This window comes from Caballeronia pedi, assembly GCF_001544915.2.
Lineage (GTDB): Bacteria > Pseudomonadota > Gammaproteobacteria > Burkholderiales > Burkholderiaceae > Caballeronia > Caballeronia pedi.
In genome coordinates, this window is record NZ_FCOE02000008.1 from 53,237 (window position 1) to 80,019 (window position 26,783).

Consider the following 26,783-nt stretch of genomic DNA (forward strand, 5'->3'; position numbering starts at 1 on the left):
CTCTCAGCCGTGTTCGAGCGTCCATAGCAGCGCGCCGTCGTCCCATGCGCGATGATGCCGTGCGCGCATGCCAATTTCCGAGCCGAATTGCGTCAACACGAAGGCGTCCGCGAAGCGCGTGATTCCGCCGATTCCATCGGGACGCGCAGCCGCTTCCTTCGACAGACGCTCGATCCAGAGCCAGCCCGCATCGCCGGAAAGCGCGGCAATGCGCACGTGCCGACGCAACACGGCAGCACTTTGCGGCAAGTCCTGATCGACGACCCAGATGCGCGTCGATGTCGGGACGACGTCACCCGACGCCTTCCACGGCAGTCCCGCTGCGCCCATCGCGATGAGAAACTCACGCCGCGTCGCGCTCATCATCCGTCCCGCGCAAAAGGCTTCGACGGCCAGATGCCCTGCTTGCCCGGCGACAAAATGCCGTTCGGATCGAGCGCGTGCTTGATCGTTTCCGATAGCCGCATCGACGCGTGATCGTTGAAATCGTATTGGGCGGCGGCGAGATCCATATACGCGAGATGCGTCCGATATTGCCCGTAGCCCGCCGCGCCCGCATCGCGGATCAGCGTTTCGATCAACGCGCCCGCCGCGCGCGACTGTTTCGGATCGTCGCGATCGAAAATCGCCGCGAAGATGTGATGCATCGCGCGCTCTCCCACCGTGAAACCGCCGTAATAGTCGAAGCCGGATTGCGCGGCACGCTCGCGGACCATGCGCACCTGTCTGACGGCATCGCGTCCGATTGGCGGGCAGACCGGCGAGAAATCGATATGCGCGCCCGAGCCGCCGCGCCAGTTCAGCAGGCTGAATGCTTCGAGACCAGGAATGCCGACCTGCGCGCGATCGCCGCCGCCCTCGGGTTCCACGACGCCCTCGCGATACGGCATCTCGAAGAGCGTCGCGCCCGCGATCGCCTCGAAGCGGGCGTGGACGATATCGCGCCGCGCCTTCACGAGCGATTCCGGGCCGTACAGGCAGAAGCGCAGATTCCAGCGCCCGATGCCGATCCTGCGCGCCATCGCGTCGATGGCGTCGTCGGGCATGGCGCCTTCGCCGTCATACCACTGTTTGCGCGTCGACACGCCCGCCGCCCAGCGCACCGCGCTTTCGATGACCGCGTTGCTCTGAATCGTGCCGTCGCGCCTGAGCGGGCGCAGCGTATCGACGATGGCTTCCAGATCGTCCTCGCGCGCGAATGCGTAGCGGCAGATCATGTAGCCCTCGGGCGCGGGCATGAGCCAGATGCCCAGCTTGGTGACGACGCCGAAGTTCGACTGCATGAACATGCCGTCATAAGACGGCCCGAAGCCACTTTTGAACACCTGCCAGTCGCGGCTCGACGACATCGCGCCCATGCCGGTGCGCATCACATCGCCGTTCGCGAGCACGACTTCCATGCCGCACTGGTTGGCCGCGTGATCGCCGTAAGGCGTCGTGCCGTAGCCGCGTTCGAGCGTGTTGCCGATCACGCTGCCCCATCCGGCGGCGGGCGGATCGAGCCAGAAACGCCGTGGCGTGCCGAGCGCGCGATGCAGGTCGTAGTACGTCACGCCCGGCTCGACGAGCGCATGACCCAGGGTTTCATCGATCTCGATGATGCGGTTCATCCGCCGCAAATCGAGCACGACGCAACCGCGCATGCGCGGGGCCGCGCCGCCGTATGCGAAATTGCGTCCCGTCGAGACCGTCCAGAGCGGCACGCGATACCGGTTAGCCACTGCGAGGACCGCTCGGACGCCTTTGACATCGTTCGGCAGCACGACGGCGGACGGCGCATGCGCCGACGCATCGCCGGGCGCGAACGGATCGAGATATGAAGCGACATCGCTCGACAGCACCGCATCGCCGCCGAGTGCCGCTGCGAAATCCGCGAGCGCCGCGCGAAACTGCGCCGCCGACAGGCCTGGCGGCAACGGCGCGACGCCGGGGACGACAGACGCGCTCAATATCCGCCGCTGCTGCCGCTGCTGGATGTCGTGCCCGATGACGTCGAACCGCCATCGGTCTGACATCCCGCGAGCAGGCCGGCGAGGAGCGCGAGCACGACTGTTGCAACTCTGGCGAGTTTCATGAAATGACCTCCGAAAGGATTGAAAAGCCAGGCGCGGCGATTAAACCGCTTGTCCATTAAACGCGCGGCGGACCGTCGATATTCCTTCGCGAAACCGTGTGAGACAATTTCGCGCCGCGCAAAGCCTTCGCGCGAACTCTCACTCACGTCACGCGATGAAGCGCTATCAAGCCCTTGCCGACACGATGGCCGCCGAGATTCGCGCGGGCCGGCTGGCCGTCGGCACGCGTCTGCCTTCGGTGCGACATCTGACGACGCAATACGGCGTCGGGCAATCCACGGTCTTTCGCGCGTATTACCTGCTCGAAGAGTGGGGGCTGATTCGCGCGCGCGAGCGCTCCGGCTATTACGTCGCGCCCGGCGCTACGCTGCCGCCGCAAGCGCCGCCGCCCGTCCCGCTCACGGAGCCCGCGCCCATCGACGTGAGCAGTCTCGTCTTTTCCGTGCTCGATGCCGTCAAGCGTCCGGACATCGTGCCGCTGGGTTCGGCGTTTCCGTCGCCCGCGCTCTTTCCGTTGGCGCGTCTCGCGAAGTCGCTCGCGCACGCAGCCCGCATGCTCGATCCGTGGAGCACCGTCGTCGACATGCCGCCGGGCAACGAGCAGCTGCGGCGGCAGATCGCGCTGCGTTACATCGGCATGGGCATCGCGCAGCCGGTGGACGAACTCATCGTCACGAACGGCGCGATGGAAGCGCTCACGCTCTGTCTGATGGCGGTGACGAAGCCGGGCGATGTCGTCGCGATCGAATCGCCGTGCTTCTATGCGGCGCTGCAGGCGGTCGAACATCTGGGACTGCGCGCGGTGGAAATTCCCGTCGATCCGCGTGACGGTCTCGATCTCGACGTGCTCGCCGAAGCGCTCGACAAACATCCGGTGCGCGCGTGCTGGTTCATGACGAACTTCCAGAATCCGACCGGCGTCACGCTGGCCGTCGAGAAAAAGCGCGCGCTCGTCGCGTTGCTCGCGAAGCACGAGGTTCCGCTCATCGAGGACGACGTCTACGGCGAGCTGCATTTCGCGCAGGATCGCCCACCGCCCGCGAAAGCCTTCGATACCAAAGGGCTCGTGATGCATTGCGCATCGCTGTCGAAGACGCTCGCGCCGGGTTATCGGCTCGGCTGGGTCGCGGCGGGCCGCCACGCCGGTGCGATCCGGCGTCTCAAGCTGATGACGAGCATCTCGACCAGCATCCCGATCCAGGCGGGCATCGCGGACTATCTTCAGCATGGCGGCTTCGACAAGCATCTGCGCAAGCTGCGCGGCGCCCTGCTCGCGCAACGCGACGCGATGGAGCAGGCCATCGCGCGCTGGCTGCCGCCGGACGTCGCGTGCGTGCGGCCGGACGGCGGCTACTTCATGTGGCTGCAACTGGCCGGACACGTCGACGCGATGCAGTTGCATCGGCGCGCGCTCGAACACGGCATCAACGTGACGCCAGGACCGATCTTCTCCGCGCGCCACGCGTTCGGGAATCACGTGCGTATCAACTTCGGCCATCCGTGGTCGCCGCAGATCGAAAGCGCGATGAAAACGCTCGGCACGCTGTTGCGCGCGGCATCCTGAAACGCGCTTTGCGTCGATAAGCGCATGCTAGACTGCTGTACATGCATACAGTACCCGAGCCCGCCTACACGGTCGCCGTGCGCGCGCTGTGCGAGTTCACGGCGAAGCAGGGCGATCTCGATCTGCGCTTCACGCCGACGCCGAGCGCGCAGGAAGGCGTCGCGGGCCACGTGACCGTCACGGGCCGGCGGCCGGCCGGATACCAGAAAGAGATTTCGCTGTCGGAAACGTGGGGGCCGCTGTGCGTGCGCGGCCGCGCCGACGGCTACGATCCCGCGCTCAACCGGCTCGAAGAGATCAAGACGCATCGCGGCAGGCTCGAATCGATGCCGCAGAATCATCGGCATCTGCATTGGGCGCAGGCGCGCGTCTACGGGCATCTGATGTGCCGCAAGCTCGGGCTCGACGCCATCGAGATCGCGCTCGTCTATTTCGATATCGTCGATCAGAGCGAGAGCGTGCTCGTCGAGACGCAGACGGCCAGCGCGCTCGCCGCGCATTTCGAGGCGCAGTGCGAACGCTTCATCGCGTGGGCGCGGCAGGAACTCGCGCACGCCGCCGCGCGCGACGCCGCACTCTCCGCGCTCGCGTTTCCGCACGCGGATTTCCGGCCCGGCCAGCGCGCGCTCGCGGAAGCGGTGTATCGCTCGGCAGTGTCCGGGCGCTGTCTCGCCGTGCAGGCGCCGACAGGCATCGGCAAGACCGTCGGCACGCTCTTTCCGCTGCTCAAGGCGTGGCCGGGCCAGCGACTCGACAAAATCTTCTTTCTCACCGCGAAGAGCGCGGGACGCCAGTTGGCGCTCGATGCGCTGACGACGCTCGCCGCGACGCCCTTGCGCGTTGTCGAACTCGTCGCGCGCGACAAGGCCTGTGAGTATCCAGATCGCGCGTGTCACGGCGAATCGTGTCCGCTCGCGCGCGGCTTCTACGATCGCCTCGCCGATGCGCGTGCCGCCGCGCTCCAATGCGCGCAGCTCGATCGCGCGTCGATCGCCGAGGTCGCGCGGGGGCATGAGGTCTGTCCGTACTATCTGAGCCAGGAACTGTCGCGTTGGGGCGACGTGATCGTCGGCGATTACAACTACTACTTCGATACCAGCGCGATGCTGTTCGCGCTCGCGGAGGCGAATCGCTGGCGCGTGGCGGTGCTCGTCGACGAAGCTCACAATCTCGTCGAACGCGCGCGCAGCATGTATTCCGCGACGCTCGATCAGGCCGCCTTCAACGCGATGCGCCGTGGCGCGCCGCCGTTGCTGAAGAACGCGTTCAGCCGTGTCGCGCGAAGCTGGAACGAGACGGCGAGCGACCAGCACGCCGCCGGCGTCGAATACGCGGCGCATCCGGAATCGCCCGCGCGGTTTCTGAACGCGCTCGGGCAGGCCGTCTCGCTGATGACCGAAACGCTCGGCGAGCAACCCGACGTCTTCACGCCCGACACCCTGCGTTTCTATTTCGATGCGCTGCATTTCACGCGCATCGCTGAGCGTTTCGGGACGCACTCGATCTTCGACATCACCCTCACGGGCGCGGCTTCGGGCCCGAAAAAGCGCAACGCCGTGCTCTGCCTGCGTAACGTGATCCCCGCGCCACACATCGCGCCGCGTTTCGCGCGCGCGCACTGCGTCGCGCTCTTTTCCGCGACGCTCACGCCCGCGCATTTCTACGCCGATACGCTCGGACTGCCGCAGTCGAGCGTGCGTATCGATGTCGACTCGCCCTTTTCCGCCGATCAGCTCGACGTGCGCGCGATCGCCGATCTGTCCACGCGCTATCGCGACCGCGAGCGCTCGGTGGATCGCATCGCGGATCTCATCGCTGCGCAGTACTTCCGTGCCGAAGGCAACTATCTGAGCTTCTTCAGCAGCTTCGACTATCTCGCGCAAGTGGCGGCGGCGCTTGCGGCGCGGCATCCGTCGATTCCATGCTGGCAGCAGTCCCGCGCGATGAGCGAGGCAGCGCAACGCGAGTTTCTCGCGCGCTTCGTGCCCGATGGACGCGGCGTCGGCTTCGCGGTGCTGGGCGGCGCGTTCGGCGAGGCGATCGACTTGCCTGGCACGCGGCTCATCGGCGCATTCGTCGCGACGCTCGGCCTGCCGCAGTTGAATCCCGTCAACGAGCAGATGAAGGCGCGCATGCACGAAGCGTTCGGCGAAGGCTACGCGTATACGTATCTCTTTCCCGGCTTGCAGAAAGTCGTGCAGGCGGCGGGCCGCGTGATTCGCGGGCCGCTCGATCGCGGCGTGCTCTTTCTGATCGACGACCGCTTTGCGCGCGCCGAGGTGCGGCGCCTTCTGCCCGCGTGGTGGCAGGTGAAGGTGCTGCGGCAACTCGACCTGAGCGTTCCGGCGGATTCGACCATTTAGACCGGCGCGACGCCGCCGTTAACTGGTCAGATCGCGGGCATTTGTCTTGCTGCGCTTTGGCGCCTGAGGACGCGCAGATGTCGCTTAACGGGCCGCCAGAGCCCTCTATTGGAGAACCCCATGTCTATCGCTCAAACCCCGCGACCCATTGACGCGCTCGACATGCTCGAAGCCGATCACCGTGCGATCGAACAATTGTTCGATGCCTTCGAACGCGCCGACGCCGGCGACTTCGCTCGCAGGAACGCGCTCGCTCAGCGCGCGTGCGAGTTGCTGACGATTCACACGATCGTCGAGGAAGAATTGTTGTATGGCGACGCCCAGCATGCGCTCGCCGCGCACGAACGCATCGATGTGGACGAGGCCTATGTCGAGCATTTTCTCGTCAAGACGCTGATCGAGCGGCTCACGAACCTGAAAGCCGGCGAAGACGGCTTCGACGCGACGTTCAAGGTGCTCAAGGAAAACACGACGCATCACATCGAGGAAGAGGAATCGACGCTTTTTCCGGAAGTGCGCAGAGCCAAGATGGAGCTCGTTGCGCTCGGCGCGAAGATGGCTGCGCGCAAGGCCGCGCTGCAGGAGCGCATCGCGGAAACCGCGATAGCGCATTGACGCCCGGCGCGAATTGCACAGCAAGACCCGGAGTGCGTGAACCGGGCGCGCGGCTCACACTGCGGGCACGCTCACACACATCCGGAGAAAAATATGAAGGTGCTCGAACGCGCAACGGCGGCGGATATGGAAGCACGCATCGACGCGCTCGACTGGGCCGGTCTCGAAGCCCAACTGGACGGCTACGGCTGCGCCACGACGCCCGCGCTCTTCACGCGCGAGGAATGCGAGGCGCTCGCCGCGCAGTACGATCGCGACGGGATTTTCCGCAGCCGCGTCGTGATGGAGCGCCACGGCTTCGGGCGCGGCGAATACAAGTACTTCGCGTATCCGTTGCCCGACACGCTAGAGCGCGTGCGGCGCGCGGTCTATCCGCATCTCGCGCCGGTCGCCAACCGCTGGAATGACGTGATGCGCATCGAGACGCGCTATCCGCGCGAGCACACGGAGTTCATCGAGCGCTGTCATCGCGCGGGGCAGACGCGGCCGACGCCGCTGTTGCTGCGTTATGTGTCCGGCGATTTCAACTGCCTGCATCAGGATCTCTACGGCGAGCACGTGTTCCCGATTCAGATGGCGATCCTGCTTTCCGCGCCCGGCCGCGATTTCACCGGCGGCGAATTCGTGATGACCGAGCAGCGGCCGCGCATGCAGTCGCGCGCGGAAGTCGTGCCGCTTTCACAGGGCGATGCGGTGTTCTTCGCGGTGCATCATCGGCCGGTGCAGGGCACGCGCGGGCCGTATCGCGTGAACATGAAGCACGGCGTGAGCCGCCTGCGCTCGGGGCAGCGGCACATGCTGGGAGTGATCTTTCACGACGCGCGGTGAGTGCGGGTCTTATTCGTTCTCGTCGAAGTAATGCCCGAAGCGCGCCTGCTTCGTCTTGATGTAACGCTCGTTTTCCTCGCGCATCGGGATGGCGAGCGCGACGCGTTCGCACACGGGAATATCGTGCTTGAGCAGCGTGTCGAACTTCGACGGATTGTTGCTCATCAGGCGCACCGACTTCACGTTCATCGAACGCAGGATCGCGGCGGCGGAGTCGTATTCGCGCGCGTCGTCGGGCAGGCCGAGGTGCAGGTTCGCATCGACGGTATCGAGCCCCTGTTCCTGCAGCGCGTACGCGCGGATCTTGTTGGCAAGGCCGATGCCGCGCCCTTCATGCCCGCGCAGATACAGCAGAATGCCGCGATCCTCCGCGGCGATATAGCGCAGCGCCAGATCGAGTTGCTCGCCGCAATCGCAGCGGTAGGAGCCGAAGACATCGCCCGTCACGCATTCGGAATGCAGGCGCGTCAGCACTGAGTCGCCATTGCTCACATCGCCCATCACGAAGGCGATGTGCTCCACGTCCGTGTGCTTCACGCGATACACGTAAGAGTCGAAAGTGCCGTAGCGGGTCGGAATCGTGGCGGTCGCGACGAGTTCGACATCCGCGCACTCATCGCACTCGCCGAAGCGGTGTTGCGGGTCCTGCACGTCCTGCGGGGGAGAAGCGGTTTTCATAGATCAATCTGCGAGTCCACGACGCCGGACGATGACTCGATGAATCACGCCCATCGCGCCAGCCGGACCGTCATGTTAAGGCTCATCGGGAAAGTTTGCAGATTGTCTCATGGCGCGCACTGCTTCCGCCCGGCTCCGATAATTCTGATTTCATGCGCCCAAGGTTGAAATGAAGATGTAAGCCATCACATCATTAAGAGCAGCGTGTGGATGCGGGAAAACGAGAAAATATCGGGCCGATAGCCCATCGCTATCCCGACAATAAAATCAATCCACTTCGCAAGAGTGATAGCTTTCCTGTATAGTTCATCTACTTCTTCAACACCACTCCAAAAGGAATCTGGTAATGCCCATCATCAACAGTCAAGTCAAGCCGTTCAAAGCAACCGCCTACCACAATGGCGACTTCCAGACCGTCACCGATGAAAGCCTGAAGGGCAAGTGGTCGGTGTTCGTGTTCTACCCGGCCGACTTCACGTTCGTGTGCCCGACCGAATTGGGCGACCTGGCTGACCGTTACGACGAATTCAAGAAGCTCGGCGTGGAAATCTACTCGGTGTCGACCGACACGCATTTCACGCACAAGGCATGGCACGACACGTCGGACACGATCCAGAAGATCAAGTACCCGATGATCGCCGACCCGACGCTGGCAATCTCGCGCGCGTTCGACGTGCTGATCGAGGAAGAAGGCCTGGCGCTGCGCGGCACGTTCGTGATCAACCCGGAAGGCCAGATCAAGCTGTGCGAAATCCACGACAACGGCATCGGCCGTGACGCTGGCGAACTGCTCCGCAAGGTTCAGGCAGCGCAATACATCGCCAAGCACCCGGGCCAAGTGTGCCCCGCCAAGTGGACGCCGGGCGCTGAAACGCTGACCCCGTCGCTCGACCTGATCGGCAAGATCTAAGCTCGTCATTCACGAGCGCTGCATCGAACCTGCCGCGCTTCAGCGGCCGGTTCACCCCAAAAGACGCCTTCGTCCGGCGCTGCGACCTTCGCAGCGCCGCGGTGAAGCGCGTCTGCACTACCCAAGTCAAGGAACGGACATCGCCATGCTCGACGCCAATCTCAAGAACCAGTTAAAAGCGTATTTGGAAAAGGTCACACGGCCGATCGAACTCGTCGCCTTTCTCGACGACGGCGACAAGTCGCGCGAGCTGAAAAGCCTGCTCGACGAGATCGCCTCGCTGTCTGCCCAGATCAGCGTCGTCGAGAAAGAGGACGCCGGCGTGCGTCGTCCGTCCTTCACCATCGGCGAGGCGGGCAAGCCCGCGGGCATCCAGTTCGCCGGCATCCCGATGGGCCATGAATTCACGTCGCTCGTGCTTGCGCTGCTGCAGACGGGCGGCCATCCGATCAAGCTCGACGACGCCACCATCGAGCAGATCCGCAAACTCGACGGCGACTTCGCATTCGAGACGTATTTCTCGCTGTCGTGCCAGAACTGCCCGGAAGTCGTGCAGGCGCTGAACGTGATGGCGATCATCAATCCGCGCATCAAACACGTCGCGATCGACGGCGCGCTGTTCCAGAAGGAAGTGGAAGACCGTCAGGTGATGTCCGTGCCGATGATGTTCATCAACGGCGATAGCTTCGGCTCGGGCCGCATGGGCGTGAAGGAAATTCTGGCGAAGCTGGACACGGGCGCTTCGGCGCGCGCCGCGAAAGAACTGGAAAACAAGCCGGTGTTCGACACGCTGATCGTCGGCGGCGGTCCTGCCGGCGCGGCGGCGGCGATCTATTCGGCGCGCAAGGGCATCGCGACGGGCGTCGTCGCCGAACGCTTCGGCGGCCAGGTGCTCGACACGATGGCGATCGAAAACTTCGTCTCCGTGCAGGAAACGGAGGGACCGAAGTTCGCGACGGCGCTGGAACAGCACGTCAAGAGCTATGAAGTCGACGTGATGGACGTGCAGCGCGCAGAGAAGCTCGTGCCGGGCCGCATCAACGAGGTTCATCTGGCGAGCGGCGCGGTGCTGAAGGCGAAGACCGTGATTCTGTCGACCGGCGCGCGCTGGCGCGAAATCAACGTGCCGGGCGAGCGCGAGTATCGCGGCCGCGGCGTGGCGTACTGCCCGCACTGTGACGGCCCGCTCTTCAAGGGCAAGCGCGTCGCGGTGATCGGCGGCGGCAACTCCGGCGTGGAAGCGGCGATCGATCTCGCGGGCCTCGTCTCGGCGGTGACTCTGATCGAATTCGGCAACGAACTGCGCGCCGACGCGGTGCTGCAGAAGAAGCTGCGCAGCCTGTCGAACGTGACCATCGTCACAGAGGCGCAGACGACCGAAGTCACCGGCGATGGCAAGAAGGTCAACGGCATCACGTACACGGACCGCGCGACGGGCGCGAGCCACCATGTCGAGCTGGAAGGCGTGTTCGTGCAAATCGGTCTCGTGCCGAACACCGAATGGCTGAAGGGCACGGTGGAATTGTCGAAGCACGGCGAGATCGTCGTCGACGCGCGCGGCGCGACGTCCTTGCCGGGCGTGTTCGCGGCGGGCGACGTGACGACGGTGCCGTACAAGCAGATCGTGATCGCAGCCGGCGAAGGCGCGAAAGCATCGCTCTCGGCGTTCGATCATCTGATCCGGGCGTCGGTGGACGACGAAGCAGTGGTCGAAGAAGAAGCGGCGGCCTGAGCGTAGCTCGGGTGTCGTAGTGACCGGAAGGCGGACGGGGCGACCCGTTCGCCTTTTTTGCTTACTAGCCTTGCGCCGGCTTCGGTTCCAGCACCATCGGGAACGTCACTTCGAAGACGCTGCCGTGCCCTTTCGACGACTGGAATCGCAAGTCCCCTTCCAGCGTGCGCGACAATTCCTTGACGATCGCGAGCCCGAGCCCCACGCCGGGAATGTCGTCATCCGCGGCGCGCTCGAACTCTTCGAACACGCGCTCCTGATCCGCCGCGCCGATGCCCACGCCCGTGTCGGCGACGCGCAGCTTCCAGCGCGCGTCGGGCGCGGCGGTAATGGCGAGGACGATTTCGCCCGAGGTCGTGTACTTGATCGCGTTCGACAGCAGATTCAGCGCCACCTGCTTCACCTTCAGCCGGCTCGACGTCACCGTGCCGAGCGCCGGATCGAAATGCCCGACGAGCTTCAATCCCTTCGCCTCGGTCGAGATGCGGCACGCCTGCATCAGTTCGTCGAAGAGTCCGACGAGATCGAATGGCTCGACGACCAACAGCGAATCGTCGCCGAGGACTTTCGAATATTCGACCATTTCATCGACGAGCGTGGCCATGTCGGCGACCTGGCGGTTCGCGAGGCCGAGCGCCGTGTCGCGCTTCGCGGGCGAGCGCGTGGCGAGTTGCAGCGCCGTCGAGAATACGTTGAGGAAATTGCGCAGATCGTGGGCGACGCGCCGCGTGATCTGCATGCGCGTTTCGTAGAGATCGCTGATGAGCTTCTGCCGCAGCGTCAGCTCGTAGTTCGCGCGCTCCAGCATGCCGGTGTATTCGTCGATCTTGCGATCGCGCTCGCCGATCGCCTCGCGAATCGACGCGAGCGTGACGAAGCTCACCACTTCGTCGGTCATGAGGCGGGCATGTTCCTCGTCCGCGCGGGAAAAATCCTCGTGCGTGCTCGCGTACTCGCCAATCGCGAGCAGCAGCACCTGACGGAACAGATCGAGCTCGCGCACCAGTTCATCGATACGGTAACCCTGCTGCCAGCGCCATTGCCCGTGTTGACGCGCGTCGTGCTCGATCGCGCCCTCCTGGTCGCGCAGGTTGCGCGATTCCAGCACGATGCAGATTTCATCGAAAATGCTCGGCAGATGATCCGCGAGCTGTCGATACGTGAGTTGATCGGAATGTTCGACTTCCTGATCGCCGAACACGAGCTTCATCCATCGCTCGGTGAGCGCGTGTTGCTGCCCGCGCAGCGCGGCCACGAGCCCTTTCAAGCCGCCGACTGACGTGTCGCTCATCTACGAAGTCCCGGTTGCTGAACGCGCCGGACCGCGGCGCGCGTGGTGACGGTGATATGCAGTCGAAAGCATTGCCCCGATGGCCGGAGCCGCCCGCGATTGCTTCGCCAGTATAGGCGCGATGCTCGCATCAAAGTGCCATACCCGAGTTTTCCCTTGGACCTTTCCACGACCTGGATTCAGTACTCCCTTCAGATGCCTTCGGGCGGTGTCATCAGCATGGCGTAGAGCGCCTGCGCCGCCGGCGACAGCGACGCCGTCTTGCGCGTCACTAGCACGAGCGAGCGCGTGACCGTCGGCTCGACGAGTTCGATCGCCCGCACGGTCGGATACGCGTCCTTCTGAATCGCGAGCGCCGGCACGACCGCCGCCCCGACGCGCTGCGCCACCAGCCCGAGCGCCGTCGAACTGCGCTGGACTTCGTAGAACGAGTGCAACTGGATGCCGCTGCCTTCCAGCGCGGCATCGATCAGGGCGCGGTTGCCGCTCACGTCGCCCGCGAGAATCAGCGCATGCTCCGACAGCGCGCGCCACGCGATCCGTCTGCGTTTCGCGAGCGGATGATCGCGATGGCAGACGAGCACATAGCTGTCCTCGACGAGCGGCTCGGTGTGCAGTTCCGGATGATGCTCGCCAGCGATCTTGATGCCGAATTCCACCTCCCGATGCAGCACCGCCTGCGCCACCGCCGACGACGCGTGATCGAGAATCCGGATGCGGTTATGCGGATAGCGCGCGGAGTACGCCTGCAGAACGCGCGGCAGATATTGCACGCCGACGGTCGGCACGCACGCGATCGAGACATCGCCGCGCTGCGCCATTCCCGTCTCGCGAATCTCGACCAGCGCGGCGGACAGTTCTGCAAGCAGACGCCGCGCTTGCGGCAGGAAAGTGCGCCCGGTTTCGGTCAGAGTCATCGATCGCGTGGTGCGCTCGATCAGCGGCACGCCGAGGAACTCCTCGAGCTTCTGCAGGCGCTGCGTGATCGCGGTCTGCGTGATGTTGAGACGCTCGGCCGCGCCCCGGAAGCTGCCCTGATCGGCGATAGCGACGAAGGCCTGCACGCCCAGCGTGTCGATTTTCATAAGAAAAACCAAATAATCCGCAGCATAAATTCATTTTACGCTGAGCACGCGTGGGTCCAGAATCGCGGCTGTCCCCAACCCAAACCATCGACTCGAGTCCGACATGACGACACAATCGACCGACTGGCAGGCCCGCCAATACACGCTGTTCGAAGCGCAGCGCACGCGCCCCGTCCGGGATCTGCTGAACGCGGCGCAGGCCGCGACCGCGCGCACCGCGCTCGACCTCGGCTGCGGCCCCGGCAATTCAACCGAAACGCTGCTCGACTTTGCGCCGCACGCGCGCGTCATCGGGGTCGACAATTCCGCCGACATGATCGATGCGGCACGAAAACGCCTGCCGGACGTCGATTTCGAACTCGCCGACATTTCCGCGTGGGCGGGCGAAGGCCCGTTCGATCTGATCCTCGCGAACGCGTCGCTGCAGTGGGTAGCCGATCACGAGACGCTGTTGCCGTCGCTCGTCCGCAAGCTCGCGAAAGGCGGAAGGCTCGCCGTGCAGATGCCGGACAATCTCGACGAACCCGCGCATCGGCTGATGCGCGAAATCGCCGCGGACGGCCCGTGGCGCGACAAGCTGAAGGGCGTGGAGCGCACGGCGCGTTATCGCGCAGAGGCGTATTACGCGCTGCTTGCGCCGCTGTGCGCGAGTGTCGATGTGTGGCGCACGACCTACCATCATCCGCTCGAAGGCGGCGTCGATGCGATCATCGAATGGTTCAAGGGCAGCGGGCTGCGGCCATTTCTCGCGCCGCTCGACGCCGATGAAAAGACCGCGTACCTAGAACGCTATCGCGACGGACTGAAAGCCGCCTACACGGTTTTCGACGACGGCACCGCGCTGTTGCCCTTCCCGCGCATCTTCATCGTCGCGACGCGCTGAACGTCGGTGAAGCTCAATGCGGCCGGCTCTGTTCGCGCAGCATCTGCACGAACTGCCGCGCCGCCTGCGAGAGCTCCCCGCCCTTGCGGGTGACGATGCCGTACGTCTGCGATTTCGATTTCATGCGCACCGGCAGAATCCGCAACATGCCGTAGCGCTCGAACACGCGCGCGACGCTCGCCGGCAGGATCGACACGAGTTGCGGGCTTTCCTGCAGCAGCGTCACCGTCATGAGCGGCGAGGCGGTGGAGATCGGATTGGCGGGCATGGGCAGGCCGGCGAGATCGAGTTCGCGTTCGAGCAGCGCGCTCATCGGCATGTAGCTCGGGTAGGTGACCCAGCGATACGTCGCGAGATCCGCGAACCCGACTTCCCGCGCACCCGTGCGCTCGTGCGCCGGGCCGACGACGATGCACAGCGGCTCGTCCGCGAGCGGCTGATAGTGATATTTCGACGGCTGATCCGACACGCTCGCGCGGCCGATCACGAGATCGACGCGGCCGTCGTCGAGCATCGGCAGCATGCGCGCGCTCGTGTCCTCGATGATCTCGATGGCCAGATCCGGATGTTTCGCGTGCATGTCGTTGACGATCGGCGCGACGACGCCCGGCACCGCGCCCATGATCGTGCCGACCGTGAGCCGCCCGCCCGTGCCCGCGCGAATCTGCGCGACTTCCTGACACAACGCGCTCAGATCGGCGGCCAGCACGCGCGCATAGCGCACGACGCAGCGGCCGAACGGATTCGGGATCAGCCCGCTTTTCGCGCGTTCGAACAGCGGCGCCTCCAGCATCGATTCGAGTTCGGCGAGCGCCTTGCTGGCGGCGGATTGGGTCATCGCCATCGCGCTCGACGCCTTGTGCAGCGATTTATGATCGTCCAGCGCGATCAGCAATTGCAGCTGCTTCATGCGCAGCCGCGACATCAGTACGTCGAGCGTGTTCTTCATGCTTCTGCCTGCGGGAAAGCTCGGGGTGATTCCAAAAAGCGATCAAGCGATGGAAAGGTTTCACTATACAGCCGCCCGCGCGAAGCCGTATAGTCGGGCATGATGCAGTCATCGTACAACTGGCTGCCACGAATCAATTCAAGCAAGGACGAGACAACATGCAACTCACTGGCAACCTGCTCATCGGTCAGGAATCGGTCTTCGGTTCGAACGGCTCGATCAAGGCCGTCAACGCGTCGACCGGCGCGGCCGTCGAACCGGCCTTCGGCGGCGCGACGCTCGCCGACCTCGACCGCGCGTGCGCGCTCGCGTGGACCGCGTTCGACGTCTATCGCGAAACCGCGCCCGAGGCGCGCGCGAAGTTCCTCGAAACGATCGCGCAGAACATTCTCGATATCGGCGACGACCTGATCGAGCGCTGCATGATCGAAAGCGGCCTGCCGCGCGCGCGTCTCGAAGGCGAGCGCGGCCGCACGGTCGGCCAGTTGCGCATGTTCGCCGACGTGGTCCGCAATGGCGACTTCCTCGGCGTGCGCATCGATCCGGCGCAGCCCGAGCGCAAGCCGCTGCCGCGCGTCGATCTGCGCCTGCGCCATATCGGCGTGGGTCCGGTCGCGGTGTTCGGCGCGAGCAACTTCCCGCTCGCGTTCTCGGTCGCCGGCGGCGACACGGCGTCCGCGCTCGCAGCGGGTTGCCCGGTCATCGTGAAGGCGCACTCGGCGCACCCCGGCACGGCGGAACTCGTCGGCCGCGCGGTGCAGAAGGCCGTGAAGGACTGCGGCATGCCCGAAGGCACGTTCTCGCTGCTGTTCGACAGCGGCCGCGACGTCGGTCAGGGTCTGGTCAAGGACAACCGCATCAAGGCGGCCGGCTTCACCGGCTCGCGCGGCGGCGGCACGGCGCTGATGCAGCTCGCGGCGGCGCGTACCGAGCCGATCCCCGTCTACGCGGAAATGAGCAGCATCAACCCGGTTCTGCTGTTCCCGGCGGCGCTCGCAAACCGTGGCGAAGCCATCGCCAAGGCGTTCGTGGGCTCGCTCGTGCTCGGCGCCGGCCAGTTCTGCACGAATCCGGGTCTGGTGCTCGCCGTCGACGGTCCGGATCTCGACAAGTTCATCGCGGCGGCATCGGCGGCGCTGAATGAAACCGCCGCGCAGACCATGCTCACGCCGGGCATCTGCAAGACGTACCGGAGCGCCGTGGAGCGCGCCGGCGAGCACGCCGGCGTGACGACTGCTGCGCGCGGCGTCGAGGCGAAGGGCGAGAACCAGGGCCAGTCGGCGCTGTTCGTCACCACCGCCGACGCGTTCCGCAAGAGCCACGCGCTGCAGGAGGAAATCTTCGGCGCGTCGTCGCTCGTGGTGCGCTGCCCGGACCTCGCGACGCTGCTCGCACTGGTCGAATCGCTGGAAGGCCAGTTGACCTCGGCGCTGCACATCGACGAAGCGGATTACGCCGAAGCGAAGCGCATCCTGCCCGCGCTCGAGCACCGCACCGGCCGCCTGCTGGTGAACGGCTTCGGCACGGGCGTGGAAGTCGGGCACGCGATGGTGCACGGCGGCCCGTTCCCGTCGACAGCGGATGGCCGCTCGACGTCGGTCGGCAGCCTGGCGATCAACCGCTTCCTGCGCCCGGTCAGCTATCAGGATCTGCCTGACGCGCTCCTGCCCGACGCGTTGAAGACGGACAATCCGCTCGGCCTGAACCGCCGCATCGACGGCAAGCTGCAACTGGCCAGCTAAGGTCTCACCGAGTCCGATCAGGGCCGCGACGCGAACTACGCGCCGCGGCCCTTTCGTTTTCCGGACAAAGGTTCGGAAACCTTAACGATCCCGCCGCGCGGTGCAAGCCGGCTGGCCAATCGGTGTTTTCGCGCCCCAATGTGGGCGCGCAACAACGCATCGGCATGGAGCGGAAACACTTTGGCATCAGTGGGTTATCCGGCCGTCGCGCCCCCTTGTCGGTTAACGGCTAAGGATTGGCGGTTCAAAACCGCCGGCGGCATCCCAAAATGTCAGAAACATCGTGAGCGAGAGAAGCGTGGCGCTCTGCGCGCGCCGGTCCGGAACCGTACGCGCATCGATCCGACGCCTTCACATCGACATCAGGGCCACACTATGGTGTAACCGCTTAAGATGCGCCTGAAAATGGCCCGGAAGTAGGTGCGAAAGGCAATTGACGTCCGATGGCGGTTGAACCATAGTCGAAATGTCGCTCCCCGCTTGTGCACGACGCGCGGGGAAGGATGACGAAGGATTGCTGTCGCGGGACTGAGTTTCCGCGTACAGGCGCGACGACTCGGCGCGCATTGGCGGCCACGCGAATTTGGCAACCTCACGCACATGTCCTTCGAGGGCTCCAGCATGACCACGCGTCTGACGTTTCCCGCATCCATGTTCTCCGTCGTCTGCCAGCGGTGCGGCAGCACGATGCGCAAAAACGCCGACAGTTGCCCCAATTGCGGCGCCGATCGCAACGCCGCGTTCGGCCAGCAGCGCGAGACCGCCCCGGGCAAACCACGCACGAACGTGTTCGAAGAAGCCGCGCCGCTTGCATCGGCGGCGGCTTCGGCATCGCCTTCGGCCGGCTCGATGGGCGCGCGCGGCAAGCCATCCGAGCGTGTCGAGCCGGGCATGCGCTCGCGCTGGACGGAGCGCGCGAGCGAACGTATCTCCCAGAAAGCCGCGGAATATCGCGCCCGACGCGCCGAGGAAGCGGCACGCAACGCCTACGCCGAATCCAGCAATGATGCCGACGCCCTGCCCGGCTCCGAGCGCTGGAACCAGAAGAAGACCATCATCGCGGGCGCATGCGGGCTCGTGCTGCTGCTGGGCGCGGCGTTCTATTACCAGCTCGGCGATTCCGAGGGCGGCGGGACGCCCTCCGCCGATCACAGTGTCTCCGGCGTCATCGATTCGAAAGTCGGCTCGCTGATTCGTGGCGCGACCGACACGCCCGCCGCGCCGGTCGTCTCGGAACGGCGCGTTCCCGCCGATACTCGTCCGCTCGCATCCGGCGATCCGCTGCAAGGCGTGCGCGCCGCGCTCGACGAGCACGATCTGGCCACCGCCCGCGCGCGGCTGAGAGTTTTTCCGACGCAGCAGCAAGGCCGCGCGGAATATGAAACGCTGAAGGACGAACTCGTCAAGCGCGAATCCCAGCGCGACGCCGCGCTGCAGCTCGCGCGCGCCTGCGAACGCACGTCCGCGTGGGCCTGCGTGCAGCAGAACGCGGGCGAGGCGCTCGCGCTCGACGGCAGCAACATCGAATCGCAAGCCATGCTCGAACGCGTGATCTCGCATGCGGGCTGGCTCGCGCCGACGGCATCGGCGGCGCTTGCGAAAAAGGTGCCCAGCACGACGCCTCCGGCGGCTGCGGCCGCCACCGCGTCGAAGCCTGCCGACACAGCGGCAATCGCGGCGACCAAACCCGGCGCCAGCGCGCCCGCGCCGCTGCCCGCGCAGGCAAACGTTGCAGCGTCCGCGAAGCCGAACATCCTCGCGCAGAAGCCGGCGACGGAGCGGCGTCCGGCGCAACGCAGCGCCGCCGCGCGCCAGGCCGACGACGAAGCCGCCGCTCTCGAATCGCGCGCCGAGAAGTTCGCGCGCGGCCAGGCGGCGACCAACGCCATCACCGCGGCGACCGTTACGCCGCCCGCCGCACCTGCCGTCGCTACCACGATGACGACGCCCCCGCCCGCCACACAGGCGACCCGACAAGCCGCCGCCGCGCCGTCGTCAGCGCAGCCAGCAGCGAAACCCAACACTGCGAGCGTCACGCAGGCGGCACGCACGCCCTACTATCTCGGCGACGAAGAACCGCAACCTTCCGCCAGCGCCAATACGCGCGCCGCAAGCCCGCGCGCGCCCTACTATCTCGGCGATGAGCCGCAACAGCAGACCACACGCCCGGCCAACGCGCGCGGCCCGTATTACCTCGGCGAGGACCCGCCGCAGCCGGGCGCGCGCGCCACCGTGCCGCGTCCGCCGCAATCGGGCAGCCAGAGCAGTTCGACGACGACACCATCCACCGCGACGACGCAGGCCGCCGTGCCGCGTCCGCCCGCGACGGCCAGCGCGCAACCGGTCGCGCAGCGCAGCACACAGTCGGCGGCCGCCACCACGGCGTCGCCTCAGTTCGCCACCATGCCAGCGGGCGCGCATATGGATTCGGACAAATCAGAGGAACTCGAGCGCGCCATCAAGCAATACGGCTGGAGCGGCGACTCGACGCCCAAGCCGTCGCGCTAAAAAGCACAAGAACACGCCGAGACAACAACGACGCACGGTATGCATGTGAGTGACCGCGCATGAGCAGATTGCGCGCGCCGCGAATCGACCTTCGCATCGCGCGAGTTTCAAAAGCACCCGTCCAACTCCGATCAAAGGGTCAATCATGTTCACCACAAAAAGCATGCGCAACGCCGCACGGGGCGCGCTGGCACTCCTTGCCATCGCCGGGCTGATCGGCGCAGGAGCGAGTTTCGCCGCCGATCCGATCCCCTACAAGATCACGACGGGCCAGGAGCGCGGCACGTATATCCAGATCGGCCAGGACTTGTCGAAGTACGTGGCCGAGCCGGCGGGCATCGAACTGGAAGTGCTGCCGTCGAAGGGCTCGGCGGAGAACGTGCAGCGCATGCGCTACGAGCCCGGCGTGAAGTTCGCGCTGGTGCAGTCGGACGTGTATCAGGCGTACATGGACATGGCGACCTCGGGCAACGCAGACGCGGGCAAGATCATCAAGCCGCTGCGGCTCATCATGCCGCTCTACGACGAGGAGATTTATTTCGTCACGCGCGCGGATTCGCCGATGAAGTACATCCACGAGATCAAGGGCAAGAACATCAGCGTCGGGCCGATCGGCAGCGGCACGGCGCAATCGGCGGAGACGCTGTATCGGCTGATGTTCGGCGAGCCGATCGCCGAGGCGAACGAGCAGCATCTGAACAACGAGGATTCGCTCGCGCGGCTGATCGTCGGCAAGATCGATGTGGCGGTGATCGTCGCGGGCCAGCCGGCCAAACTGTTCCAGGACATGAATCCCGAGTTGCTGAAGCAGATCAAGCTGCTGCGTCTCGATTCGAGCGCGCAGGAAACCGCGCGCGCGAAGCAGACCTACTTCCCCGCGACGATCCGCACGACGAGCTATCCGAACTGGATTCAGGAAGACACGCCGACGCTCACCGTGAAGGCGTTTCTCGTGACCTACGACTACGGCTTGCGCGGCACGGTCGGCGCGCTGTCGAAGTTCGCCGATTCACTGTGCGCGAACTTCGACACGCTGCAGGCGAACGGCCATCCGAAGTGGAAGCAGGTGCATCTGGAACTGCCGCCGCTCACGCGCGGCTGGAAATACTATCCGCCGATGGAAAAGCATCTGCGCGCGTGCATCGCGCAGCGCACGGCGGCGGCCGAGCAGTCGCAGAACCCGACGCGCAGAGTCGCCACGCGTGACCAGGACCCGGCCGCGCAAAAGCCGAAGAAGGCAAGTTGCAGCGCGCAGGAGAAGCTGTTGCTGTTGTGCGATCAGTGAACGTCGAAGGCTAGCGCATGAGCGTCGGCATGAGCGTGGCAAGCCGCGTCATGCCGCGCTCGACCGAGACGGCGTTCGTCCCGCCGTAGCCGAACAGCACGCCCTGCTGCGCCGGCTCGCCAGCGTACAGCGCGCCGATTCCATACAGTCCGACCGAGACGGCCCGCGCCGCCGCGACCACTGATTCTTCGCGCAACGGATCCGCGAGCCGCGCGACCAGATGGATGCCCGCCGTCGCGGGCAGCGGCTCGAACCAGGGCGCGAGCGCGCCTCTCAGATGCCCGATCAGTATCGCGCGACGCTCCGCATACGCCTTGTGCATGCGGCGCAGATGCTTCGCGTATTCGCCGTCGAGCATGAACGCGCCGAGCGCCGTCTGCGTCAGCATGCAGCTGTGCCAGTCGCCGATCTGCTTGGCGTTCCAGAGCGGCCCGGACAGCGTCGCCGGCGGCACCACGTAGCCGAGCCGCAGATCGGGAAAGAGCGTCTTCGAAAACGTGCCGACATACGCGACCAGCCCCGCGCGATCCAGACTCTTGAGCGATTCCACCGGCCGGCCTTCGAAGCGGAATTCGCCGTCGTAATCATCTTCGACGATCACCGCGCCGCGCTTCGCCGCCCATTCGAGCAGTTCGACGCGCCGGTCGAGGCTCATCGGCATGCCGAGCGGAAACTGATGCGACGGCGTCACGTAGACGAGGCGCGTGTTGCGCGGCAGCTTTCCGACGACGAGACCTTCGCCGTCCACCGGCACATGCGCGATGCGCGCGCCGAGCGCCGTGAAGATCGCCCGCGCGGGCGGATAGCCCGGCTCCTCGACCGCGACGACATCGCCCGGCTGGAGCGTGACGCGCGCGAGCAGATCGAGTGCCTGCTGCGCGCCTTGCGTCACGAGTACGTCCTGCCAGTTGCACACGACCGCGCGGCTGAACGCGAGATAACGCGCGATGCCGAGCCGCAATTCCTGTTCGCCGCCCGGATCGCGATATCCCGCGACGCCGCCGCTCGAGCGCGCCTGCGCGCGCAATGCGTGATTCATGCAGCGCCGCCAGACGTCGTGGGGAAAGAGGGATTTGTCGGTCACGCCGCCCTTGAAGTCGCAGTCGAGCGACTCGGGCGCGGTCGGCATGGGCATCGACATGCGTTCGGGCATCTTGCGCCAGATGCCGGTAGCGCGGGCGCGGGCCGAGACGGGTTCGGGTTGCGCGGACGGCAGCCGCATGAGCCCTTCCGCGACGAACGTGCCATCGCCCGCGCGCGTGCGCAGAAAGCCTTCCGCGATGAGGCGCTCGAAGACCTCGAGCGTGGTCTTGCGCGAGACGCCGAGCTGCACGGCGAGATCGCGCGTGGACGGCAGTCGCGCATTCGCGGCGAGCCGCCCTTCGATGATGCCCGCGCGAAGCTGGCCGTAGATCTGGCCGGTGAGGTCGCGGCGGCCGTGCAGGGTGATGTGGATGTCCAAGGGTGGTGACGATGGCGCGATTACAGTTGATACGGCACCCGAACGCCGGGATCGTCAGGCGGGAAATCCTTCGTGTTGCGCGAAACGAGCAATGCGCCGACCGATTGCGCCGACGCCCACACGATAGCGTCTGGCAGCTTGATACGCGCTTTCTTGCGAATCGTCACCGCGAGATTCGCGACGGACGGATCGAGCGGCACGAGATCGAAAGTGGAGAGCCACGCGCGAACCGGTGACTCCGCATCGGGCTTCGCGCCCACGAGCACTTCCATCACCGTGATGATGCTGATCGAGCGCCGTTCGTAACGTTCGAGTTCCGCCTTTGCGGCATCGACTCCTACCAGATAGTCGATCAATATATTCGTATCGAAAAGTGCTCTTACCATTCTTCGCGCAACTCCTGCTGATACTGCAGTCCGTCGATCTTTCTGTCCTCCCACAGACCGAATACATCAACCGCCGGACGACGCTTGTTACTCGCGACATACGCGGTTATGGCGTCGCGAATAACGGCCGCACGCGAACGCTGCTGTTCCTCGCCGAGCGCCGCGAGGTCGTCGATCTGCTCATCGGGCAAGTCGATCAAAATTCGTCCCATCGCATTTCTCCTATTTGATATACATATCGTATATCATTCGCGTGCGGGCCTCAACTTGCGCTATCGTCCCCGAACACCGCCCGACACAGTGCCGCCCCTTCCTCCGTCAACCACGCGCTTCCTGTCCCTTCTCCGCTGATCTGCACTTCGACGAGCCCGCCGTCTGCAAGGCCGGTCAGTTGCCGTCGCAACGCGCTCATCGGCAAGCCCGACTGTTTCGCCAGCTTCGCGAGCGACCACGCGCGCCCGGGCGTTTCCGTCCGCGCGCGCCAAAGCTGCGCCAGCACGGCGACGAGCGCCGGATCGATGTCATCACTCATGCGCGATCTCCCTTGCCGTGGCCCATCTCGCCGACGAGTTCGCCGAGCCGCTGCAACGCGGTCTCGCTCTGCGCGGTCCACGGATAACTGTAGTTGAGCCGGATGAAGTGGCTGAAGGCATTACGCGTCGAGAACATATGGCCCGGTCCGACCGTGATGCCGCTTTCGAGCGCCGCGCGATACAGCCGCATCGAATCGACGCGTTCCGGCAATTCCACCCACAACACATAACCGCCCTGTGGCGCCGACGTACGCGTGCCCGCCGGGAAAAAGCGCTCGACCATCGCGCTCATGATTCGCGACTGCTGCCGATACAGCTTGCGCACGCGCCGCAGATGCCGGTCGTAGCCGTCCTGCCGAAGATAATCCGCGATCGCGACCTGCGGCACCGATGGCGTCGTCAGCGTGTTGAGGAACTTGAGCTTCTCGACCTGCGCCCGATACCGTCCCGGCATCGCCCAGCCGATGCGGTACGACGCCGTCAGACTCTTCGAAAACGATGCGCAATGCAGCACGAGACCTTTCGTGTCGAAGTTCTTGAGCGCCGACGGACGCGCATCGCCGTAATACAGCTCGTGATAGACATCGTTCTCGATGACCGGGATCTCGTGCGCGGACAGCAGCTCGACGAGCTGCCGCTTGCGCTCATCCGGCATCTGGAAGCCGAGCGGATTCTGGAAGTTCGGCATCACCATGCACGCGGCGATCTTCCTGCGCCCGATGATCTGCGCGAGCGCCTCGATATCGATGCCCTCGGCCGGATGCGTCGGCACCTCGATCGCGCGCATGCCGAGACGCTCGATCGCGTGCAGCATCGCGTAGTAAGTCGGCGATTCGACCGCGACCGTGTCGCCCGGCTGCGCGACCGCTTGCAGGCTCAGGTTGATCGCCTCGGTCGCGCCCACGGTGATCACGATCTCCTCGGGATCGACCGGCACGCCGTTCTCCGCGTAGCGCCGGGCGATCTGGCGGATCAGTTCCGGATTGCCCGGCGGCAGATCGTCGATGAGATTCCAGCTTGCATGCCGCCGCGCGATCGCGTTCGCGTACTGATTGATGCGCCGCCAGGGGAACGGCCCGGGATCGGGATACGGCGAGCCGAACGGCACGGCATCGTGTGCGCCGATGCTGCGCAAGGTCGAGAGCACGAGCCGGCTCACATCGACCTCCGACGCGGTCGCGATCACGCGCTTCGGCTGACTGTGCGCCGCGCCCGCCCGCGGTTGCGCGCGCACGAAATAGCCGGACTGCGGACGCGTTTCCAGAATGCCGCGGCTTTCCAGAATCGCATAGGCATGCAGCACCGTCTTGATGCTCACGCCGTGCTGCTGGCTCGCCTGCCGCACGGACGCGATCTTCTCGCCCGGCGCGAACACGCCGCGGCGCACGGCTTCCGCGATTTCATCGGCGAGTTTTTCGTAGAGCTTCAACGGCCGCTTTCCTGTTGTTTCTGACGTGATTGCAGTCTAGGGCAAAACGCCGCAACTGTATCCCTCCGATTTCGCATTTTCTGTGCGCCGCGCTCGATTCGGAACACAGTACGCTTCATGTCATCGCATGCCTTACCTTGATCGAACGCCATGACGAAGCCCGAAGCCCGCATCGAACCGTACACGCATCCCGCCGCCGGCTGGGGCGCGCTGAAGCAGGTCGCCATCAATCTCGTCAAGGAACGCGTGTCCGGCGGGAACTACCGCACGCTCTTCAAGCAGAACCAGCCCGACGGCTTCGATTGCCCCGGCTGCGCATGGCCCGACCGCGAGCACGGCTCGACCTTCGAGTTCTGCGAAAACGGCGTAAAGGCCGTCGCCGCCGAAGCGACGAGCAAGCGCGTGACGCCCGCGTTCTTCGAGGCGAACACGGTGGCGTCGCTGATGGCGCAAACGGATTACGAACTGGAGCAGCACGGGCGTCTCACCGACCCGCTCGTCTACGATGCGAAGCGCGACCGTTACGTGCCGATCGAATGGAACGATGCGTTCGAACTGATCGCTTCGCATCTGAAAAAGCTCGACGATCCTGATCGCGCCGCGTTCTACACTTCGGGCCGCGCGAGCAACGAAGCCGCGTTTCTGTATCAGTTGTTCGTGCGCATGTACGGCACCAACAACTTTCCCGACTGCTCGAACATGTGCCACGAAGCGACGAGCCGCGGCTTGCCGCATACGGTCGGCATCGGCAAGGGCACGGTCACGCTCGACGACTTCGAACACGCCGACACGCTGCTGATCTTCGGCCAGAATCCGGCGACGAACCATCCGCGCATGCTCGGCGAACTGCGCGATTGCGCGAAGCGCGGCGCGACCATCGTTTCGATCAATCCGCTGAAGGAGCGCGGCCTCGAACGCTTCGCGAGCCCGCAACACACGCTCGACATGCTCTCGCCGAAGGGCGTGAAAATCAGCTCGGTGTTCGTGCGCCCGAAAGTGGGCGGCGACTTCGCGCTCATCAAGGGCGTCGCGAAGCGCGTGATCGAACTGGACGATGAAGCCCGCGCGAGCGGCGCCGAACGCGTGCTCGATGTCGATTTCATCGCGGAGCATACGGTCGGTTTCGACGCCTTCGCCGATGACCTGCGCGCCGAAAGCTGGGACGCGATCATCGCGGAATCGGGCGTGGACATGGACGAACTGCTCAATCTCGCCGATATCTACGCGAAAGGCCGCGCCGTCATCTCGACGTGGGGCATGGGTCTCACGCAGCACAAGAACTCCGTGCCGACCATTCAGATTCTCTCGAACCTGATGATGATGCGCGGCAATATCGGCCGGCGCGGCGCGGGCCTGTGCCCGGTGCGCGGCCATTCGAACGTGCAGGGCGACCGCACGGTGGGCATCGAGGAAAAGCCGACGCAGGCGTTTCTCGACAGTCTGGGCGCCGCCTACGATTTCGAGCCGCCGCGCGAGCACGGCTACGACGTCGTCGAAACCATTCACGCGATGCTCGAAGGCAAGGTGAAGGTGTTCATCGGACTGGGCGGCAATTTTTCGATCGCGACGCCCGACACGCCGCGCACCTGGGAAGCGATGCGCTCGTGCGATCTCACCGTGCACATCACGACCAAGCTCAACCGCAGCCATCTCGTGCATGGCCGCGACGCGCTCATTCTGCCGACGCTCGGCCGCACGGAAATCGACCTGCAGAACGGCGTGCCGCAAGGCGTGAGCGTCGAGGATTCGATGAGCATGGTGCACATCTCGTACGGCATGAACAAGCCGGCGTCGCAGAACCTGCTTTCCGAAGTGGCGATCGTCGCGCGCATGGCGCATGCGACGCTCGGTTCATCGAAGGTCGACTGGCGCGCGCATGCGGCCGACTACGCGTTGATCCGCGATGGCATCGAAAAGGTGATCGAAGGCTTCGAACGCTATAACGAACGCCTGAAGCAGCCGGGCGGTTTCCATCTCGGCGTGGCCTCGCGCGATCGCGTCTGGAAGACGCCGAGTGGCAAGGCGCAATTCATCGTGCACGAGATCGCGTTCGATACGCCGATCCACCGCGCTCGCGCGCTTCACGGCGAGCGCCTGATGACGCTCATGACCACGCGCTCGCATGATCAGTACAACACGACGATCTACGGCCTCGACGATCGGTATCGCGGCGTGTACGGACAGCGTCACGTGCTGTTCGCCAACCGCGAGGATATCGATATGCTCGGCTTCGAGTCGGGCGATATCGTGGACATCACGAGCGTGTGGGACGACGGCGTCGAGCGCCGCGTGGACGCTTTCAGGCTCGTCGAATACGACATTCCGCGAGGCTGCCTCGGTGCGTATTATCCGGAAACCAACCCGCTCGTGCCGTTGTCATCGGTTGCGGATGGCGCCGGTACGCCGACGTCGAAGTCCATTCCCGTGTTGTTGACTGCCTCCAGTCAGGCAATTGCTGCCTGAAG

23 protein-coding genes are annotated in these 26,783 nt (G+C 65.1%); 11 read left to right on the plus strand and 12 right to left on the minus strand.

Annotated features, from left to right (window positions below):
- Positions 1-3: 3 nt before the first annotated feature.
- Genes AWB80_RS14185 through AWB80_RS45315 form a run of 3 tightly spaced genes read right to left on the minus strand, consistent with a single transcriptional unit; the run spans position 4 to position 2,074 of the window.
- Entirely contained in the window at positions 4-366 is a 363-nt protein-coding gene (locus tag AWB80_RS14185) for a hypothetical protein (protein ID WP_244206504.1), read from the minus strand.
- Positions 363-1,949 carry an FAD-binding oxidoreductase gene (locus tag AWB80_RS14190; protein WP_244206505.1) on the minus strand — a complete coding sequence of 529 codons (1,587 nt, stop codon included), beginning with the start codon at positions 1,947-1,949 and terminating at the stop codon, positions 363-365. Before AWB80_RS14190 ends, AWB80_RS14185 begins: the two co-directional genes overlap by 4 nt.
- Positions 1,946-2,074 carry a hypothetical protein gene (locus AWB80_RS45315; RefSeq protein WP_279628655.1) on the minus strand — a complete coding sequence of 43 codons (129 nt, stop codon included), beginning with the start codon at positions 2,072-2,074 and terminating at the stop codon, positions 1,946-1,948. The genes AWB80_RS14190 and AWB80_RS45315 overlap by 4 nt, the downstream gene beginning before the upstream one ends.
- 155 nt (positions 2,075-2,229) lie before the next feature.
- Between AWB80_RS45315 and AWB80_RS14200 the strand changes: the two genes are divergently transcribed.
- From AWB80_RS14200 to AWB80_RS14215, 4 genes are all read left to right on the plus strand, one after another.
- Entirely contained in the window at positions 2,230-3,639 is a 1,410-nt protein-coding gene (locus AWB80_RS14200; protein WP_061175304.1) for an aminotransferase-like domain-containing protein, read from the plus strand.
- Positions 3,640-3,680: 41 nt separating this feature from the next.
- The gene (locus AWB80_RS14205; protein ID WP_061175305.1) at positions 3,681-6,002 is read left to right on the plus strand and encodes an ATP-dependent DNA helicase; all 2,322 of its coding nucleotides are present in this window, start codon (positions 3,681-3,683) and stop codon (positions 6,000-6,002) included.
- A gap of 120 nt (positions 6,003-6,122) precedes the next feature.
- On the plus strand, positions 6,123-6,617 hold the full coding sequence (locus tag AWB80_RS14210; RefSeq protein ID WP_061175306.1) for a hemerythrin domain-containing protein: 495 nt from the start codon (positions 6,123-6,125) through the stop codon (positions 6,615-6,617).
- 93 nt (positions 6,618-6,710) lie between these two features.
- On the plus strand, positions 6,711-7,445 hold the full coding sequence (locus AWB80_RS14215; protein WP_061175307.1) for a 2OG-Fe(II) oxygenase: 735 nt from the start codon (positions 6,711-6,713) through the stop codon (positions 7,443-7,445).
- Between the two features lie 9 nt (positions 7,446-7,454).
- Here the strand turns inward: AWB80_RS14215 and ribA are convergent, their stop codons facing one another.
- A complete protein-coding gene (gene ribA / locus AWB80_RS14220) occupies positions 7,455-8,123 on the minus strand; it encodes a GTP cyclohydrolase II (RefSeq protein WP_061175308.1) in 669 nt (222 codons plus the stop codon).
- 346 nt (positions 8,124-8,469) lie between these two features.
- On the opposite strand from ribA, the gene ahpC reads away from it, so the two are divergent.
- Both ahpC and ahpF read left to right on the plus strand, forming a co-directional pair.
- Entirely contained in the window at positions 8,470-9,033 is a 564-nt protein-coding gene (ahpC, locus tag AWB80_RS14225) for an alkyl hydroperoxide reductase subunit C (RefSeq protein WP_061175309.1), read from the plus strand.
- A gap of 145 nt (positions 9,034-9,178) precedes the next feature.
- Positions 9,179-10,765, plus strand: coding sequence for an alkyl hydroperoxide reductase subunit F (gene ahpF / locus AWB80_RS14230; RefSeq protein WP_061175310.1), 1,587 nt, complete (start codon positions 9,179-9,181; stop codon positions 10,763-10,765).
- 64 nt (positions 10,766-10,829) lie between these two features.
- Here the strand turns inward: ahpF and AWB80_RS14235 are convergent, their stop codons facing one another.
- Together AWB80_RS14235 and AWB80_RS14240 are read right to left on the minus strand one after the other, a co-directional pair.
- Positions 10,830-12,056: a sensor histidine kinase gene (locus tag AWB80_RS14235; protein ID WP_061175311.1), complete on the minus strand. Its 1,227-nt coding sequence runs from the start codon at positions 12,054-12,056 to the stop codon at positions 10,830-10,832.
- A gap of 191 nt (positions 12,057-12,247) precedes the next feature.
- Positions 12,248-13,141 carry a LysR family transcriptional regulator gene (locus tag AWB80_RS14240; protein ID WP_061175312.1) on the minus strand — a complete coding sequence of 298 codons (894 nt, stop codon included), beginning with the start codon at positions 13,139-13,141 and terminating at the stop codon, positions 12,248-12,250.
- A gap of 103 nt (positions 13,142-13,244) precedes the next feature.
- On the opposite strand from AWB80_RS14240, the gene tam reads away from it, so the two are divergent.
- Complete coding sequence (gene tam, locus AWB80_RS14245) at positions 13,245-14,024, plus strand: trans-aconitate 2-methyltransferase (protein WP_061175313.1); 780 nt, start codon at positions 13,245-13,247, stop codon at positions 14,022-14,024.
- Between the two features lie 13 nt (positions 14,025-14,037).
- On the opposite strand, the gene AWB80_RS14250 is transcribed toward tam, so the two are convergent.
- Complete coding sequence (locus AWB80_RS14250) at positions 14,038-14,973, minus strand: LysR family transcriptional regulator (RefSeq protein WP_061175314.1); 936 nt, start codon at positions 14,971-14,973, stop codon at positions 14,038-14,040.
- Between the two features lie 158 nt (positions 14,974-15,131).
- Here AWB80_RS14250 and AWB80_RS14255 point away from each other — a divergent pair, with 158 nt between their 5' ends.
- From AWB80_RS14255 to AWB80_RS14265, 3 genes are all read left to right on the plus strand, one after another.
- Positions 15,132-16,715 carry an aldehyde dehydrogenase (NADP(+)) gene (locus tag AWB80_RS14255; protein WP_061175315.1) on the plus strand — a complete coding sequence of 528 codons (1,584 nt, stop codon included), beginning with the start codon at positions 15,132-15,134 and terminating at the stop codon, positions 16,713-16,715.
- 621 nt (positions 16,716-17,336) lie between these two features.
- On the plus strand, positions 17,337-19,223 hold the full coding sequence (locus AWB80_RS14260; protein WP_061175316.1) for a zinc ribbon domain-containing protein: 1,887 nt from the start codon (positions 17,337-17,339) through the stop codon (positions 19,221-19,223).
- A gap of 145 nt (positions 19,224-19,368) precedes the next feature.
- Positions 19,369-20,508 (plus strand): TAXI family TRAP transporter solute-binding subunit, encoded by a 1,140-nt coding sequence (locus AWB80_RS14265; protein ID WP_087131271.1) that lies wholly within the window; start codon positions 19,369-19,371, stop codon positions 20,506-20,508.
- Between the two features lie 10 nt (positions 20,509-20,518).
- Here the strand turns inward: AWB80_RS14265 and pdxR are convergent, their stop codons facing one another.
- From pdxR to AWB80_RS14290, 5 genes are read right to left on the minus strand one after another with little or no spacing between them, the layout of a single operon-like run.
- Positions 20,519-21,970 carry a MocR-like pyridoxine biosynthesis transcription factor PdxR gene (gene pdxR / locus AWB80_RS14270; protein WP_061175317.1) on the minus strand — a complete coding sequence of 484 codons (1,452 nt, stop codon included), beginning with the start codon at positions 21,968-21,970 and terminating at the stop codon, positions 20,519-20,521.
- A gap of 20 nt (positions 21,971-21,990) precedes the next feature.
- Positions 21,991-22,356, minus strand: coding sequence for a type II toxin-antitoxin system VapC family toxin (locus AWB80_RS14275; protein ID WP_061175318.1), 366 nt, complete (start codon positions 22,354-22,356; stop codon positions 21,991-21,993).
- Positions 22,350-22,568 carry a ribbon-helix-helix protein, CopG family gene (locus AWB80_RS14280; protein ID WP_061175319.1) on the minus strand — a complete coding sequence of 73 codons (219 nt, stop codon included), beginning with the start codon at positions 22,566-22,568 and terminating at the stop codon, positions 22,350-22,352. The genes AWB80_RS14275 and AWB80_RS14280 overlap by 7 nt, the downstream gene beginning before the upstream one ends.
- A gap of 50 nt (positions 22,569-22,618) precedes the next feature.
- Complete coding sequence (locus AWB80_RS14285) at positions 22,619-22,888, minus strand: helix-turn-helix domain-containing protein (protein ID WP_061175320.1); 270 nt, start codon at positions 22,886-22,888, stop codon at positions 22,619-22,621.
- On the minus strand, positions 22,885-24,318 hold the full coding sequence (locus AWB80_RS14290; RefSeq protein ID WP_061175321.1) for an aminotransferase-like domain-containing protein: 1,434 nt from the start codon (positions 24,316-24,318) through the stop codon (positions 22,885-22,887). Before AWB80_RS14290 ends, AWB80_RS14285 begins: the two co-directional genes overlap by 4 nt.
- Positions 24,319-24,468: 150 nt before the next feature.
- Here AWB80_RS14290 and AWB80_RS14295 point away from each other — a divergent pair, with 150 nt between their 5' ends.
- On the plus strand, positions 24,469-26,781 hold the full coding sequence (locus AWB80_RS14295; protein ID WP_061175322.1) for an FdhF/YdeP family oxidoreductase: 2,313 nt from the start codon (positions 24,469-24,471) through the stop codon (positions 26,779-26,781).
- Positions 26,782-26,783 lie beyond the last annotated feature (2 nt).

Bases quoted from the DNA above. Each gene is read 5' to 3' on its own strand.
- AWB80_RS14185 (WP_244206504.1), bottom strand. From the start codon at position 366: ATGATGAGCGCGACGCGGCGTGAGTTTCTCATCGCGATGGGCGCAGCG.
- AWB80_RS45315 (WP_279628655.1), bottom strand. From the start codon at position 2,074: ATGAAACTCGCCAGAGTTGCAACAGTCGTGCTCGCGCTCCTCGCCGGC.
- AWB80_RS14200 (WP_061175304.1), top strand. From the start codon at position 2,230: ATGAAGCGCTATCAAGCCCTTGCCGACACGATGGCCGCCGAGATTCGC.
- AWB80_RS14205 (WP_061175305.1), top strand. From the start codon at position 3,681: ATGCATACAGTACCCGAGCCCGCCTACACGGTCGCCGTGCGCGCGCTG.
- AWB80_RS14210 (WP_061175306.1), top strand. From the start codon at position 6,123: ATGTCTATCGCTCAAACCCCGCGACCCATTGACGCGCTCGACATGCTC.
- AWB80_RS14215 (WP_061175307.1), top strand. From the start codon at position 6,711: ATGAAGGTGCTCGAACGCGCAACGGCGGCGGATATGGAAGCACGCATC.
- ribA (WP_061175308.1), bottom strand. From the start codon at position 8,123: ATGAAAACCGCTTCTCCCCCGCAGGACGTGCAGGACCCGCAACACCGC.
- ahpC (WP_061175309.1), top strand. From the start codon at position 8,470: ATGCCCATCATCAACAGTCAAGTCAAGCCGTTCAAAGCAACCGCCTAC.
- ahpF (WP_061175310.1), top strand. From the start codon at position 9,179: ATGCTCGACGCCAATCTCAAGAACCAGTTAAAAGCGTATTTGGAAAAG.
- AWB80_RS14235 (WP_061175311.1), bottom strand. From the start codon at position 12,056: ATGAGCGACACGTCAGTCGGCGGCTTGAAAGGGCTCGTGGCCGCGCTG.
- AWB80_RS14240 (WP_061175312.1), bottom strand. From the start codon at position 13,141: ATGAAAATCGACACGCTGGGCGTGCAGGCCTTCGTCGCTATCGCCGAT.
- tam (WP_061175313.1), top strand. From the start codon at position 13,245: ATGACGACACAATCGACCGACTGGCAGGCCCGCCAATACACGCTGTTC.
- AWB80_RS14250 (WP_061175314.1), bottom strand. From the start codon at position 14,973: ATGAAGAACACGCTCGACGTACTGATGTCGCGGCTGCGCATGAAGCAG.
- AWB80_RS14255 (WP_061175315.1), top strand. From the start codon at position 15,132: ATGCAACTCACTGGCAACCTGCTCATCGGTCAGGAATCGGTCTTCGGT.
- AWB80_RS14260 (WP_061175316.1), top strand. From the start codon at position 17,337: ATGACCACGCGTCTGACGTTTCCCGCATCCATGTTCTCCGTCGTCTGC.
- AWB80_RS14265 (WP_087131271.1), top strand. From the start codon at position 19,369: ATGTTCACCACAAAAAGCATGCGCAACGCCGCACGGGGCGCGCTGGCA.
- AWB80_RS14275 (WP_061175318.1), bottom strand. From the start codon at position 22,356: ATGGTAAGAGCACTTTTCGATACGAATATATTGATCGACTATCTGGTA.
- AWB80_RS14280 (WP_061175319.1), bottom strand. From the start codon at position 22,568: ATGGGACGAATTTTGATCGACTTGCCCGATGAGCAGATCGACGACCTC.
- AWB80_RS14285 (WP_061175320.1), bottom strand. From the start codon at position 22,888: ATGAGTGATGACATCGATCCGGCGCTCGTCGCCGTGCTGGCGCAGCTT.
- AWB80_RS14295 (WP_061175322.1), top strand. From the start codon at position 24,469: ATGACGAAGCCCGAAGCCCGCATCGAACCGTACACGCATCCCGCCGCC.